Annotated in this window: 13 protein-coding genes; 11 read left to right on the top strand and 2 right to left on the bottom strand. The window is 39.2% G+C overall.

Annotated features, from left to right (window positions below):
- The first annotated feature begins 202 nt into the window (after positions 1-202).
- Positions 203-550 (top strand): hypothetical protein, encoded by a 348-nt coding sequence (locus A7A69_RS00790; RefSeq protein WP_120369208.1) that lies wholly within the window; start codon positions 203-205, stop codon positions 548-550.
- Between the two features lie 67 nt (positions 551-617).
- On the opposite strand, the gene glnG is transcribed toward A7A69_RS00790, so the two are convergent.
- Together glnG and glnL are read right to left on the bottom strand one after the other, a co-directional pair.
- Entirely contained in the window at positions 618-2,093 is a 1,476-nt protein-coding gene (gene glnG / locus A7A69_RS00785) for a nitrogen regulation protein NR(I) (RefSeq protein WP_187349140.1), read from the bottom strand.
- Positions 2,080-3,189 (bottom strand): nitrogen regulation protein NR(II), encoded by a 1,110-nt coding sequence (glnL, locus tag A7A69_RS00780; protein ID WP_120369206.1) that lies wholly within the window; start codon positions 3,187-3,189, stop codon positions 2,080-2,082. Before glnL ends, glnG begins: the two co-directional genes overlap by 14 nt.
- A 340-nt stretch (positions 3,190-3,529) precedes the next feature.
- Between glnL and rimO the strand changes: the two genes are divergently transcribed.
- From rimO to lpxD, 10 genes are all read left to right on the top strand, one after another.
- Positions 3,530-4,873 carry a 30S ribosomal protein S12 methylthiotransferase RimO gene (gene rimO, locus A7A69_RS00775; protein WP_152875975.1) on the top strand — a complete coding sequence of 448 codons (1,344 nt, stop codon included), beginning with the start codon at positions 3,530-3,532 and terminating at the stop codon, positions 4,871-4,873.
- 58 nt (positions 4,874-4,931) lie between these two features.
- Positions 4,932-5,660, top strand: coding sequence for a UMP kinase (gene pyrH, locus A7A69_RS00770; protein ID WP_120369204.1), 729 nt, complete (start codon positions 4,932-4,934; stop codon positions 5,658-5,660).
- An 80-nt stretch (positions 5,661-5,740) separates the two neighbouring features.
- Positions 5,741-6,295, top strand: coding sequence for a ribosome recycling factor (gene frr, locus A7A69_RS00765; RefSeq protein ID WP_120369203.1), 555 nt, complete (start codon positions 5,741-5,743; stop codon positions 6,293-6,295).
- A 4-nt stretch (positions 6,296-6,299) separates the two neighbouring features.
- The gene (gene uppS, locus A7A69_RS00760; RefSeq protein ID WP_151980701.1) at positions 6,300-7,049 is read left to right on the top strand and encodes a polyprenyl diphosphate synthase; all 750 of its coding nucleotides are present in this window, start codon (positions 6,300-6,302) and stop codon (positions 7,047-7,049) included.
- Positions 7,050-7,052: 3 nt separating this feature from the next.
- Positions 7,053-7,874 carry a phosphatidate cytidylyltransferase gene (locus tag A7A69_RS00755; protein ID WP_120369201.1) on the top strand — a complete coding sequence of 274 codons (822 nt, stop codon included), beginning with the start codon at positions 7,053-7,055 and terminating at the stop codon, positions 7,872-7,874.
- On the top strand, positions 7,875-9,071 hold the full coding sequence (gene ispC / locus A7A69_RS00750; protein WP_152875974.1) for a 1-deoxy-D-xylulose-5-phosphate reductoisomerase: 1,197 nt from the start codon (positions 7,875-7,877) through the stop codon (positions 9,069-9,071).
- Positions 9,072-9,073: 2 nt separating this feature from the next.
- Positions 9,074-10,429, top strand: coding sequence for an RIP metalloprotease RseP (gene rseP, locus A7A69_RS00745; protein ID WP_152875973.1), 1,356 nt, complete (start codon positions 9,074-9,076; stop codon positions 10,427-10,429).
- A gap of 39 nt (positions 10,430-10,468) precedes the next feature.
- Positions 10,469-12,991 carry an outer membrane protein assembly factor BamA gene (gene bamA, locus A7A69_RS00740; protein WP_152875972.1) on the top strand — a complete coding sequence of 841 codons (2,523 nt, stop codon included), beginning with the start codon at positions 10,469-10,471 and terminating at the stop codon, positions 12,989-12,991.
- 58 nt (positions 12,992-13,049) lie between these two features.
- Positions 13,050-13,550 carry an OmpH/Skp family outer membrane protein gene (locus A7A69_RS00735; RefSeq protein ID WP_120369197.1) on the top strand — a complete coding sequence of 167 codons (501 nt, stop codon included), beginning with the start codon at positions 13,050-13,052 and terminating at the stop codon, positions 13,548-13,550.
- A 3-nt stretch (positions 13,551-13,553) separates the two neighbouring features.
- On the top strand, positions 13,554-14,624 hold the full coding sequence (gene lpxD, locus A7A69_RS00730) for a UDP-3-O-(3-hydroxymyristoyl)glucosamine N-acyltransferase (protein WP_152875971.1): 1,071 nt from the start codon (positions 13,554-13,556) through the stop codon (positions 14,622-14,624).
- The last annotated feature ends 5 nt before the right edge of the window (positions 14,625-14,629 follow it).

The raw sequence follows: 14,629 nt of genomic DNA, 5'->3' as shown, positions 1-14,629 counted from the left end.
TTGCAAATATGTAAGAGAAAAATTATCTCTCTGTTTTTTAATGGAATTAATCCAACTAAAACAGTTGGATTAAATTTATCGATTTTTCATATTGTGAGAATTTGTATAAACAATCATGTTTCTTAAGAAAAAATTAAGCTAATATTTTTAAAACTAAATGGTGACATAACAATGAATGATAACCTTTAAGGAGTTGATCAAGATGAATCTCGAGTATAGCCATAAACCGAATTATTATTTCTTTGCGCATAAACTCGTTTTGTTTCTTGAAGGTGAAGTGAAAAAACACCCAGAGCAATTGCATGAAACATATAATCTTCAGGAAATTTATGATCTTTTCAATCATGATTTTGCTTCAACAAGCACAAATCTTGAAGGGATTTTAAATATTGCAGACGAATATGTCATCGAAACAGCTTCAGGTGTAAAGCCCTTGATTTCAAAATATCGTATTGTTGCCGAAAATCATGTTCTTGAGCTTGATTTCAATGTCGATGCAATTAATGAGTTAGTTGCGGGTAAATCTATTCAATATCCAAAAGTTGCTTAAGTATTTAGATTAAAGTAAAAGGGCAGTCTATGTGACTGCCCTTAGTATGTATGATAAATAAAAGAATTTAGGTTTCAGCTTCTTCCTCGGCATCATCTTCAGCAGCGATACCAAGTTCTTTCAGTTTACGGGTTAGTGTATTACGCCCCCAGCCAAGTAGTTCCGCTGCATGACGTTTACGACCACGAGTTTGTTGTAACGCGGCATTGATTAAGGTGCGTTCAAACATTGGCGTAGCCATATCCAGAATCTTCATTTCACCATTTTTTAATTTTTGAATCGCCCATTGACCCAATAATTCATCCCAGTGGTGCAATGAAATACGGTCTACACCTGCTGTTATGGCTGCTTGTTCACCCGATTTATGGATCGGAATTTGTTTTAGTTCAGAAGGTAAGTCTTCTGGATAAACATCACGACCTGTAATCATGACTGTTAACCAGCGACAGGTGTTTTCAAGTTGGCGAACGTTGCCTGGCCACGGCAGTTGTTGCATATAATCTATCGTTTCAGGACGCAGAATTTTAGGGCTAACACCTAGCTCTTTACCCGCACGAGCTAAAAAGTGTTGAGCTAGCATCGGAATATCTTCGCTACGATGTGCAAGTTTCGGAATATGGATACGAATAACATTTAAACGATGATATAAGTCTTCGCGGAAACGTCCTTCATTGACCAGTTTTTCCAGATCTTGATGGGTTGCAGCAACAATTCGCACATCAACCCGTACAGGGATATGCCCACCGACACGGTAAAATTCGCCATCTGCAAGTACACGAAGCAAGCGTGTTTGAGTTTCAAATGGCATATCACCAATTTCATCTAAAAACAGTGTGCCGCCATTGGCTTGCTCAAAACGACCTTGGCGCTGAGTGTTCGCGCCAGTAAAAGCACCTTTTTCATGACCAAATAGTTCTGTTTCAATCAGATCTTTTGGAATGGCTGCCATGTTTAGCGCAATAAAAGGCTTACTACTGCGCGGTGAATGCTTGTGTAATGCATGTGCAACCAGTTCTTTACCTGTACCTGATTCACCATTGATCAGTACGGTAATATGGGATTGTGACAATCGTCCAATAGCACGGAAAACTTCCTGCATGGCAGGGGATTCACCAATAATTTCAGTCGACTGAACAGGAGCAGTGGTTTTTGCTGCTTCTTGCTGCTGGAGTTTATTGACATGTAAAATGGCACGGTGAACCAGTGCTAATGCTTCATCAATATCAAAAGGTTTTGGAAGATATTCAAAAGCACCTGTTTGATAGCTCGAAACTGCTGATTCCAGATCGGAATGTGCAGTCATAATTATGACTGGCAAATCTGGATAATTATTTTTTACTTTGCCTAAGAAGGTCAAGCCATCGATACCTGGCATACGGATATCGGTCAGGATAACGTCTGGGGCATCATCGGGAAGTTGATCCAAAGCGGTTTGCGCTTCTTCAAAACTGGTGACATCAAAACCTTCTTCTTTAAAAGTTTTTTCCAACACCCAGCGCATGGCGCGGTCATCATCTATTACCCATATTTTATTTCGCGACACGGTCTGACTCCCAAGGTAAATATAAGCTAAATGTGGTTTTTCCTGCTACGGATTGACATTCGATCATTCCGTTATGCTGATGCATAATATTCTGTGCAATACTTAAGCCAAGTCCTGTTCCTTTGGCTCGCCCTGTGACTAATGGGTAAAATACAGATTCTAAAATATCCTGTGGTACGCCTGGACCATTATCTTCAATATCAATGCGTACTGCGGATCGATTTAATAAACCATTAATCGTGACTAAGCGTTGGATACGAGTTCTTAAAATTAGTTCTGGTTCGTGGTCTATAAAAAATTCTTTATTTTCGGTAATTGCCTGAATTGCATTCACGCTAATATTTAACATGACTTGAATTAACTGATCACGGTCTGCTTTTACATCAGGCAATGACAAATCATAGTCACGCGTAATTTTAATTTTTTTCTTGGTCTGATTGACAATAAGCGAGCGTACCCGTTCCAGAGGTTCATGCACATTAACGTCTTCGTAGCTTGGAAGCTGACGCGAACCAAGCATGGTATCGGCCAGATTTCTTAAGCGGTCGACTTCATTAATAATGACATCGGTAAACTCTGTATATTTTGGGTCATTTAAACTACGTGCCAGTAATTGAGTCGCGCCTCGAATACCACCTAATGGATTTTTTACTTCATGAGCAATACCGCGGATGAGCTGGCGGGCAACCTGATGCTGTTGTATCAAATTTTCTTCTTTAGAAATTTTGAGCATTCGATCAATCGGATTTAGTTCTATTAAAAGTAGCGGATGATAATTTTTGCCTGTATTTAATGCAGAAACAGAATAATCAACGTGGATGTCTTTAAAGTTAACATTTATTGTCGCTTCACGACGCGTGTAATGTTGACCTGAGTGTAGAGTATTTAAAAGTGATTCATGAGTATTAAAGGTATCATCTGGCGAATGCAATAAATTGAGGACAGGCAAACCCGATGCACGAAATAAGCTAATATCAAATAATGCTTCACAAGAAGAATTAAGATAAAAAATATTGAGGTCGCTATCGACCAATAATATCGCAGTCGTAAGGTTATCAACTAAAAGTCGATAGTCAATGGTCTCTCTTTGATCCATTAGAAAATGTTTCCTGTCTTAAAATAGCGCAATGACATTTTCATTTAATCCAGTTTTTCCCTGTAATGGGACATAAGTTAAGCAAAATACACGCCAACTTTATCTTGGAAAGAACGAGTTGCTGAGTCTGTATTAAAAATGAGCAAAACCATCAAAATATGATCAATTTAAAAACAGGCATTGTCAGATAACATCTTAAATTGAATCATAATGGTGCAATAGTTGTTTTTAATAAAAATATTGGTTGTATTTTGGTGCATTAAACGAACTGTTCATATTCCACCTGTTTTTATTGCGAGAAACGTCATACAATACGCGGATTCAAGTGGAGTGCAGATTCATGAAGTCCCCCAAAGTCGGTTTTGTATCTTTAGGTTGTCCTAAGGCATTGGTAGATTCTGAACGAATTTTAACTCAGTTACGTACTGAAGGTTATCAGGTTGCATCGGATTATGATGGTGCTGATCTGGTAGTGGTAAATACCTGCGGTTTTATTGAATCTGCGGTACAAGAGTCATTAGACGCGATTGGTGAAGCCATGAGCGAAAATGGCCGTGTAATTGTGACGGGATGTTTGGGTAAAGACGAAGATAAAATTCGTCAAATGCATCCGAATGTTTTAAAAGTTACGGGCGCGGCTGCATATCAGGATGTAATGGAAGCTGTACATGAATATGTACCTGCGCCACCAAAACACAATCCTTATGTTGATCTGGTACCTGAACAAGGAATTCGATTAACACCAAAGCATTATGCCTATTTAAAAATTTCTGAAGGTTGTAATCATCGCTGTACTTTCTGCATCATTCCAAGCATGCGTGGCGATTTAGTTTCACGTCCTGTCGGTTCAGTGCTTGAAGAAGCTGCTGCGCTTAAGCGTGCAGGTGTCAAAGAAGTTTTGGTGATTTCTCAGGATACTTCAGCCTATGGTGTAGACACCAAGTACAAGCTAGATTTCTGGAATGGTCAGCCTGTAAAAACCAAATTTTATGATATGTGTGAAGCACTCGGTCAATTAGGAATCTGGGTGCGTTTGCATTATGTTTATCCATATCCACACGTCGATGCAGTAATCGACTTAATGGCTCAGGGTAAAATTCTTCCTTATTTAGATATTCCTTTTCAGCATGCCAGTCCGCGCGTCTTAAAATTGATGAAGCGACCAGCTCATAGTGAAAATACACTTGAACGCTTAAAAACATGGCGTGAAAAATGTCCAGATTTGGTGATTCGCTCTGCTTTTGTAGTGGGCTTTCCGGGTGAAACCGAAGAAGATTTTCAAATTCTTTTAGATTGGTTGCAAGAAGCACAGCTTGATCGAGTAGGTTGTTTTACTTATTCGCCAGTTGAAGGCGCGACAGCTAATGACTTACCTGATCATGTGCCAGAAGAAATCAAGCAAGAACGTTATGAACGTTTTATGCAAGTGCAACAGGCAATTTCTGCGGCAAAATTACAAAATCGCATTGGTCAAACCATGACTGTTTTAGTAGATAGTCTTGAAGAAGAATATCCTGTCGCAGTTGCGCGTTCTTATGCCGATGCACCTGAGATTGATGGTAATGTCTTTGTTGAAGATATTGATAAATCAAAAATTCAGGCAGGTGATTTACTAGAAGTTGAAATAACCGATGCAGATGAATACGATTTATTTGCAAAGTTGATTAAAATTAAATCAGCTTGATGATTTGTGTTGTAGCAAACAAAATTTATTTTTAACACATTGTTTTTTGGAGCTTACCATGGCGGATTCTAACAGCCCTCGTTACTCACGTATTCTACTTAAACTTTCAGGTGAGGCTTTATCGGGCAATAAAGACATGGGGATTGATGCACAAGTGCTTGATCAAATGTCGTTGTCGATTGCCCATTTAGTTGGTTTGGGTGTTCAGGTCGGTATCGTTGTTGGTGGTGGAAATCTATATCGTGGTAGCCAATTACAAAAAGATGGTCTAGTGGGACGCGTAACAGGTGACCAAATGGGCATGTTGGCTACCGTGATGAATGGTCTGGCTTTACGTGATGCACTGGTGCGCCGTAATATTAAAACTCGCTTAATGTCTGCACTTCCAATTGGTACAGTTGTTGAATCATATTCAAGTCGTGATGCTATTCGCCATCTCAGTCAAGGTGAGGTCTGTGTGTTTGTTGCGGGTACAGGTAATCCATTCTTTACCACAGATACCGCAGCTTGCCTTCGCGGTATTGAAATTGAATCGAATCTGATTTTAAAAGCAACTAAAGTTGATGGTGTGTATAACAAAGACCCAAGCAAATATGACGATGCAGTTAAATATGACCATTTAACTTTTGATCAGGTACTCGATGAAAAGTTAGGTGTGATGGATTTAACCGCAATCTGCCTATGCCGTGACCACAATGTGCCGCTTCAAGTCTTTGATATGAATAAAGCTGGTGCATTATTATCAGTTGTGATGGGTGAAAAAGAAGGAACTCACGTTACGAAATAATGTACGTAACGTTTAAAGCTCTTTATACTACTCGACTAATTTAGTAATTACACCTTGAATGAATAAGTAAGGAAGATCATATGATTAACGATCTCAAACAAGACAGCGAACAACGTATGCAAAAAACCCTTGAATCACTTGAACAGGGTTTTGCAAAAGTTCGTACCGGCCGTGCTCATCCATCCATTCTAAACGGTGTAATGGTTTCTTATTACGGATCTGATGTGCCTTTAAATCAAGTCGCAAACGTCGGTATAGAAGATTCACGTACACTCATTGTTCAGCCATTTGAACGTACAATGGTGTCTGCAATTGATAAAGCAATTCGTGAAAGTGATTTAGGTTTAAACCCAATTACAGCTGATGCTATTCGTGTGCCTTTACCAGCGCTTACAGAAGAAACTCGTCGTGATATGCAAAAAGTTGCACGTTCAGAAGCGGAAAATGCCAAAGTCGCAATTCGCAACATTCGTCGTGATGTATTGGGTGATATCAAATCACTTCTAAAAGACAAAGAAATTTCTGAAGATGATGATCGTCGTGCAGGTGATGATATTCAGAAAATTACCGATAAATATGTTGCCGAAGTCGATAAGCGTTTGGCAGCAAAAGAAGCTGAATTGATGAAGGTCTGATTTTATGACCGTTTCAGAAGAGCTTCATCTTCCAGAACATGTTGCCATTATTATGGATGGCAACAACCGTTTTGCTAAAAAAAATCAAATGCAACAGGGAGATGGGCATCGGGAAGGAAAAAATAGTCTTGATCCGATTGTAGAGCATTGTCGTGCAAAAGGAATACGAGCACTGACCGTGTTTGCTTTTTCCAGTGAAAACTGGAACCGTCCTCAATTTGAAGTCAATTTGTTAATGAAGCTGTTGGAAGAAACGATTCATGAACAATTACCAAGAATGGAGCGGTTTAATATTGCTTTGCAATTTATTGGTGATCGATCACGTTTATCTTCGCAGCTTCAAGAATTGATGTTGCATGCAGAACAGCAGACTGCTAGTTTTGATAGTATGACATTAACCATTGCCATTAGTTATGGTGGGATGTGGGATATTGCCCATACTGCAAAACAAATTGCACAAGATGTAAAAGCAGGTGTGTTAAATGTTGAACAGATTGATGCTCAGCTATTTAATCAGCGTATAAGTCTCAATAATTTACCTGCTGTCGATTTGCTGATTCGTACAGGCGGCGATTACCGTTTGTCTAATTTCCTGCTTTGGCAGGCTGCTTATGCCGAGTTTTATTTTACTGAAACATTATGGCCTGAGTTTTCTGTAAAAGAATTTGATCATGCTTTGGACGTATTTGCAGGACGCGAACGTCGTTTTGGTAAGACTTCTGAACAAATCCACCAAGAGAAAATTGAGAATTAATAAATGTTAGAGCGGATAATTACCGCATTGGTACTGGTAGCTGTAGTACTCACCTGTATGTTTGCGACCAGTTCACACTATCCAATGTTTGGGTTAATGATTATAGCGGCTGGGGTAGCTGGCTATGAGTGGTTTAAATTAATGCCACGTGCGGTTGCGTTATTTAAACCCAAAGCATGGGCTTATGGATTAGTCGTTGCTCTGCTTTCTGCATTGGCACTCTATTATAATGAAATTGCAATTTTATTATGGTGTGCATCTATATTGACATGGTTGGTTAGTAGTTTCTGGGTAAAATCTTATCCTGAATATGATGGATGGTATAACAGTACACTTTATATCGTGGGCGTGATATTGGTCGGTGCTGCTGTTACTGCAATTTTTGAAGTTTGGCAAAGTTCCCCGTGGTGGTTGATGTACTTATTCCTGTTGGTATGGGGAGCAGACTCAGGTGCCTATTTCGTTGGGCGTAAGTTTGGTCAAAATAAGTTGGCGCCTACAGTCAGTCCAAATAAATCGGTTGAGGGGTTAGTCGGTGGTGTTGGGCTTGCAATCATCATTATTATTGTGGTGCAGGTCAATTATCTTAACTTAACATTTGCTCAGCATTTATTATTTCTAATTTTATCGGTCATTACTGTGTTTGCCTCTGTGTTGGGCGATTTGTTTGAGTCCATGATTAAGCGTCGCGCAGGTATTAAAGATTCTGGGCGCATTTTACCAGGTCATGGTGGCGTACTAGATCGCATTGATTCTTTACTTGCAGCAGCTCCAATTTTTGCGGCGGGTATGTATTTACTGAAACTTATTGGCGTAGATTTATAAATGACTCAATCTGTTTGTATATTTGGCGTGACGGGTTCAATTGGTCAAAGTACTTTGAAAATATTAGACCGTCATCCTGATAAATATACGCTTTATGCAGCAACTGCTCATAGTCGTATCAAGGAATTGGCTCAAATATGCAAACAGTATCAGCCTAAAATTGCAGTTGTACCTGAATCAAAAGTCGATGAACTGCGCGCCGACTTGCTTGCATTAGGTGTTTTTGATATTGAGATATTGGCTGGGGAACAAGGCTTAATTGCTGTTGCTGAAAGTTCTCAGGTTGATATCGTCATGGCTGCAATTGTTGGAGCAGCAGGGCTATTGCCTACCTTGGCTGCGATAAAAACAGGTAAACGAGTACTACTTGCCAATAAAGAAGCTTTGGTGATGTCTGGTGAAATCATGATGCAGGCAGCACGTGATCACAACTCGTTATTACTCCCTGTCGACTCTGAGCACAATGCAATTTTTCAGTCTTTACCGCAGAATTATTTAAATATAGAGCGTAATGGGCAACCTCAACTTGGTGTTTCACAGATTTTGCTTACCGCTTCAGGTGGCCCATTTTTAAACCATACTCGTGATCAATTACATACAGTAACGCCACAGCAAGCATGTAAACATCCAAATTGGTCAATGGGACAAAAAATTTCTGTCGATTCTGCAACTTTAATGAATAAAGGTTTGGAATTGATAGAAGCATGTCATTTGTTTTCAATATCTGAACATTTTGTTACAGTTGTAATTCACCCACAAAGTATTATTCACTCAATGGTTCAATATATTGATGGTTCAACTTTGGCACAAATGGGAAATCCTGATATGTGTACTCCAATTGCTCATGCATTAGCATGGCCAGCGCGATTGGATACCCATGTTCCTGCACTTGATTTATTTACACACTCACACCTTAATTTTCAGCAGCCAGATAATGAAAAGTTTCCAGCTTTAAATTTAGCACGTCAAGCGATGCGTGATGGTGGTCTTGCACCCACAATCTTAAATGCTGCTAATGAAATTGCAGTTGCGGCTTTTTTAGATTTGAAAATAAAATTTACAATGATTCCAGAAGTGGTTGAGCATAGCTTAAATCACGTGCAAAATGGTGCAGCACATAGCATTGAAACGATTTTGGATATGGATAGATTAGCTCGCGATGTTGCACATCAATATGTCGCAAAAACAGGAGGCTGAAAATGAATATTCTTTTTATCATTGTTGCAGCAATTCTGTTACTTGGTCCACTGATTGCAATTCATGAGTTTGGACATTACTGGGTCGCACGTAGGCTCGGTGTTAAAGTTTTAGTTTATTCAATTGGTTTTGGTCCGACTTTACTCAAGTGGACTTCAAAAAAATCAGGCATCCAGTATCAGCTCTCTGCCTTGCCACTAGGTGGTTATGTCAAAATGCTCGATGAACGTGAGGGAAATGTATCAGAAGCTGATTTACCATATGCGTTTAATCGGCAGTCACCATGGAAAAGAATCGCAATCGTTGCTGCTGGCCCAGTGATTAACCTATTGTTTGCAATTGTTTTGTTCTGGATTTTGTTTATTCCTTCCCAAGAACAATTAAATACTCGAATTGGTAAAATCCTGCCTAATACACCTGCTGCTCAGGTGGATTTGCATGCTGGTGATAAAGTATTAACTGTAGATGGGCAGCAAACACCAACATGGGAAAAACTAAATTTTGCCTTGGTAGACCGTGCAGGTGAAACTGGTCAAATCCAGATGACTGTGGATCGTGATGGAACTCAAAAGAGTGTTGTGCTTCCTATTCATGACTTTCTAAAAGATCAATCCCAATCTGCCTTAGATATATTGGGTTTTTTACCTTATCGACCTGCCATGCCTGCGGTCATTCATCAGATGAGTGAAGATGGCGCTGCAATTCGTCAAGGTATGAAAGTCGGCGATCAAATTCTTTCAATTGATGGCATCAAAATGAATGACTGGTTTGATGTTGTCGATGTGGTGCAGAAATCTCCTGAAAAGTTGCTTAATATCGATGTGCTTCGTGATGGACAAACGGTTCACTTACAAGTTATGCCGCAAGGTAAACGTGACAATATGGGCAATACAACTGGCATGTTAGGTGTGCAGAGCAACCCAGGTAAAGTTAATGTTCCTGCCGACTATAAGCAAACAATTCAATATAATCCAGCTCAGGCATTAGTCATGGCAGTGGACAAAACCACTCAAATTTCTGGCATGATTTTGAATTCGATTGTAAAAATGTTTAAAGGACTCATTGGACTAGAAAATTTATCTGGCCCCATTACAATTGCTAAAGTTGCAGGGCAAAGTGCTGAAATGGGATGGCAAACTTTTATCTCGTTTATGGCATTGATGAGTGTAAGTCTTGGAATTTTGAATTTATTACCGATTCCTATGTTGGATGGTGGACATTTGGTTTATTATTTTATCGAAGCAATTCGCGGTAAACCTGTTTCCGAACAAATACAAATGATGGGTCTAAAAATTGGTATGGTACTGCTCGGCAGTATGATGCTCTTGGCTCTCTTTAATGATTTTATGCGTTTATAACGTTTAGATGGAAAAATTAACTTACTGGAAAAATCTGGCATGCGGCACACACATTTATTAATGCCTTTGGCACTTGTTAGTGCTATGGCGGCAGTACAACAAGCATATGCAGCGAATGACTTCATTGCACGAGATATTAAAGTCGAAGGTTTAGTTCGCTTAACTCCTGCAAATGTTTATACTATGTTGCCGATAAACAGTGGCGATCGTGTAGACGATCCAACCATTGCTGATGCCATTCGTACGCTTTATGCGACTGGTCTTTTTGATGATATTCAAACATATAAGCAAAATGATGTTTTGGTTTTCAAGGTTGTAGAACGTCCTGTTATTTCAAAAATTGAATTTAAAGGCAATAAACTTATTCCGAAAGAAGCCTTACAGGATGGCTTAAAGAAGATGGGTGTTGCTGAAGGTGAAGTTCTTAAAAAATCTTCTTTGCAGACTTTAGAAACAGAGCTTGAGCAACAATATACTCAGCAAGGGCGTTACGATGCAGATATCAAGGTAACCACAACCGCACGTCCAAATAACCGTGTTGACTTAACCATCGAATTTTATGAAGGTAAGCCTGCAAAAGTTTTTGATATTAATATCATTGGTAACACAGTATTTAATGATGATGATATTAAGCAGGTGTTTGCGGTAAAAGAGTCTGGATGGGCTTCAGTAGTTACACGTAATGACCGCTATGCACGTGAAAAAATGGCGGCTAGTCTTGAAGCATTACGCGCGTTGTATCTCAATAAAGGTTACATCAACTTCAATATTAATAACTCTCAGTTAAATATCAGTGAAGATAAAAAACATATCTTTATTGAAGTTTCTGTAGATGAAGGGCAACAATTTAAATTTGGTGAAACCAAGTTCTTAGGTGATGCGCTGTATAAGCCTGAGGAGTTACAGGCATTAAAAATTTATAAAGACGGTGACACTTATTCGCAAGAAAAAGTAAATGCGGTAAAACAGTTATTGTTGCGTAAATATGGAAATGCAGGCTATTACTTTGCTGATGTAAACGTGGTTCCGCAAATTAATAATGAAACTCGTATGGTTGATATGAACTACTATATCAACCCAGGTCAGCAAGTCACAGTACGCCGAATCAACTTCTCTGGAAACAGCAAAACATCTGATGAAGTATTACGTCGTGAAATGCGTCAAATGGAAGGCGCTCTTGCAAGTAACGAGAAAATTGATCTTTCAAAGGTGCGTTTAGAGCGTACAGGTTTCTTTAAAACGGTTGATGTTAAACCAGTTCGTGTACCGAATTCTCCAGATCAGATGGATTTGAACGTGAATGTTGAAGAACAGCATTCAGGAACAACAACATTAGCGGTAGGATATTCTCAAAGTGGTGGTGTAACATTCCAGGCAGGTTTGAGCCAAACTAACTTCTTGGGTACAGGTAACCGTGTTGCAATTGATTTATCTCGTTCGGAAACACAGGATTACTACAACCTGAGTGTGACTGACCCATATTTCACAATTGATGGCGTAAGCCGTGGTTATAACGTCTATTATCGTAAAACCAAGCTGAATGATGACTATAACGTAAGTAACTATGTTACAGACAGTATTGGTGGTAGTTTGAGCTTTGGTTATCCAATTGATGAAAACCAAAACTTAAGTGCATCGATTGGTGTAGATAATACCAAAGTTACCACAGGCCCGTACGTTTCGACCTATGTGCGTGATTACTTGCTTAAAAATGGTGGTAAGGCAACTGGTCAGGGGTCATATTGTAGTGGTACGTATGAGCTGAATTCAGATACGAACGCATACGAATGTAAAGATGCCAATGGTACTGTAATTGAGATGACTCCATTTGATAATGCATTCGAGGGTGAATTCTTTACCTACAACTTGAATTTGGGTTGGTCATACAATACCTTGAATCGTCCGATTTTCCCTACTTCGGGTATGTATCATCGTTTAAATGTTGAAATTGGTTTGCCTGGTGGGGATGTCGACTACCAAAAAGCCACGTATGATACGCAGGCTTATTTCCCATTAGGCCATGATTTTGTACTTCGTGGTTATGGTAAATTGGGCTATGGTAACGATTTACCATTCTATAAAAACTTCTTCGCAGGTGGTTATGGTTCGGTACGAGGCTACGATGTCAACACGTTGGGGCCTAAATATCCAGGTGTGACTTATAACGAAAGTAAAACACGTGATTGGGATCCTGAAGAAGTAGGTGGTAATGCCTTAGTACAATTTGGTGCTGAACTTGCATTGCCTTTACCATTTAAGGGTGATTGGACGCGTCAGGTTCGTCCTGTACTCTTTGCAGAAGGTGGGCAGGTTTTTGATACTCAATGTAAGACCGCCTCAGGTAACTTATATTTAGATGGTTCTAAAACACCTATAGATGCAAAACAATACTGTAAAGATAATTATAATCTGGATTTAAGCAATCTTCGTTATAGTGTGGGTGTTGGCTTTACGTGGATTACCATGATTGGTCCTCTATCATTAAGTTATGCATTCCCATTAAATGATAAAGATGGCGATGAAACCAAGGAAATTCAGTTTGAAATTGGCCGTACTTTCTAGTACGGTCTTTATTCGGATGATTAATTGTTAAAATACTCCTGTGTATAGGGAAGTGAAAATGAATAAATTAGCAACAGTTGTATTGGGTCTTGGTTTAGCAGTGTCTGGCTTAACGCAGGCTGCGGGTGTGGGTTTTGTGGATTTGGCAAAAGTTGTAGATAGCAGTACCTATCTTAAACAACAAAATGCAAGCTTAAATCAATCGGTAAAACCGACAACAACCAAACTTGAACAGCTTGGCAAAGAGTTGGATGGTTTACGCCAAAAAGCGGAAACTGAAGGCCGTAATATGAAAGAAGCTGACGTGCAAAAGCTTAATCAGCAATATCAGACTAAATTGAGTGAATTTAACTCAACCCAGCAAGGTTTACAGTCTCGTGTTCAGGGTACTTTACAAACCATGAATAACACTTTTGAGACTCGCGTCAAACAAGCTGCTGAACAATTGCGCCAAGAAAACAATTTTGACTTCATTTTGAATAAAAATGCTGCGGTTGCCTATGACGCTAAGAATGATTTAACTGATAAAATGATTCAAAAGGTTAATGCAATTAAATAATCAATGAAAGCACGCAGTTATCGTTTAGAAGATTTGGCTCACCTTGTTCAAGGTGAGTCTTTTGGTCGTAGCGACTTTTTTCTTACTGGACTAGCAAGTCTCGAACGTGCAAATCCAAATCAGATCTCATTTGTGAATGGCGATAAATATTTAGAAGCTGCACAAAATTCGCAAGCGGGTGCTTTGATCATTCCTGTTGAATTAAAAGATCAATTGACCCAGCATCAAAATTTGATCGTTGTTCATAATCCTTATCTTGCTTTTGCCCAATTAACACATGTTTTTGAAAAAAAAGTTGAAACAGTGGGGATTGAAAGTACTGCACAAATTCATCCATCGGCCATCATTTCTGAAAGTGCATACATTGGTCATTATGTGGTGATCGGTGAGAATTGTATCATAGGTGATCGTACAGTTATCTTAGCGAACTCTACACTAAGTGATTTTGTCGAAGTGGGTAAAGATTGTTTTATTGATTCAAACGTGACTTTATCTGGTGAAACTAAAATTAAGGATCGTGTTCGTATTCATGCCAATACGGTTTTAGGTGGAGAAGGTTTTGGTTTTGCACCTTATCAGGGGAAATGGCATCGAATTGCGCAATTAGGCTCAGTTCAAATTGGCAATGATGTTCGAATTGGTTCAAATTGTAGTGTTGATCGTGGTGCTTTGGACGATACAATTTTGGAAGATGGCGTCATTATTGATAACCTTGTGCAAATCGCACATAACGTTCATATTGGTGCAAATACTGCAATTGCTGCAAAAACAGGAATTGCGGGGAGTACTACAATTGGCAAAAACTGTATCATCGGTGGGGCTTGTGGTATTGCAGGACACCTTAGCATCCCTGATAATGTGACACTTACAGGAATGTCAATGGTCACAAAAAGTATTTTTGAAGCTGGAACATATTCTTCTGGAACAGGACTTTTTGAAAATAGTCAGTGGAAACGTACGATTGTTCGCTTTCGACAATTAGCAGATGTGCCATTGACCCAAATACTCAAACGACTCGATCATATGCAGACTCAAATAGAGTCTCTTGAATCAACCTTTAAATTGCGTAAATAGAAATA

The sequence above is a fragment of the Acinetobacter guerrae genome, from assembly GCF_009372255.1.
Classification (GTDB): Bacteria; Pseudomonadota; Gammaproteobacteria; order Pseudomonadales; family Moraxellaceae; genus Acinetobacter; species Acinetobacter guerrae.
The sequence above is the reverse complement of the archived record's forward strand: the minus strand, read 5'-3'. Positions and strand labels throughout refer to the sequence as shown.

Excerpts from the sequence above, each read along its gene's own strand:
- A7A69_RS00790 (WP_120369208.1), top strand. The coding sequence starts at position 203 with ATGAATCTCGAGTATAGCCATAAACCGAATTATTATTTCTTTGCGCAT.
- glnL (WP_120369206.1), bottom strand. The coding sequence starts at position 3,189 with ATGGATCAAAGAGAGACCATTGACTATCGACTTTTAGTTGATAACCTT.
- rimO (WP_152875975.1), top strand. The coding sequence starts at position 3,530 with ATGAAGTCCCCCAAAGTCGGTTTTGTATCTTTAGGTTGTCCTAAGGCA.
- pyrH (WP_120369204.1), top strand. The coding sequence starts at position 4,932 with ATGGCGGATTCTAACAGCCCTCGTTACTCACGTATTCTACTTAAACTT.
- frr (WP_120369203.1), top strand. The coding sequence starts at position 5,741 with ATGATTAACGATCTCAAACAAGACAGCGAACAACGTATGCAAAAAACC.
- uppS (WP_151980701.1), top strand. The coding sequence starts at position 6,300 with ATGACCGTTTCAGAAGAGCTTCATCTTCCAGAACATGTTGCCATTATT.
- A7A69_RS00755 (WP_120369201.1), top strand. The coding sequence starts at position 7,053 with ATGTTAGAGCGGATAATTACCGCATTGGTACTGGTAGCTGTAGTACTC.
- ispC (WP_152875974.1), top strand. The coding sequence starts at position 7,875 with ATGACTCAATCTGTTTGTATATTTGGCGTGACGGGTTCAATTGGTCAA.
- rseP (WP_152875973.1), top strand. The coding sequence starts at position 9,074 with ATGAATATTCTTTTTATCATTGTTGCAGCAATTCTGTTACTTGGTCCA.
- bamA (WP_152875972.1), top strand. The coding sequence starts at position 10,469 with ATGCGGCACACACATTTATTAATGCCTTTGGCACTTGTTAGTGCTATG.
- A7A69_RS00735 (WP_120369197.1), top strand. The coding sequence starts at position 13,050 with ATGAATAAATTAGCAACAGTTGTATTGGGTCTTGGTTTAGCAGTGTCT.
- lpxD (WP_152875971.1), top strand. The coding sequence starts at position 13,554 with ATGAAAGCACGCAGTTATCGTTTAGAAGATTTGGCTCACCTTGTTCAA.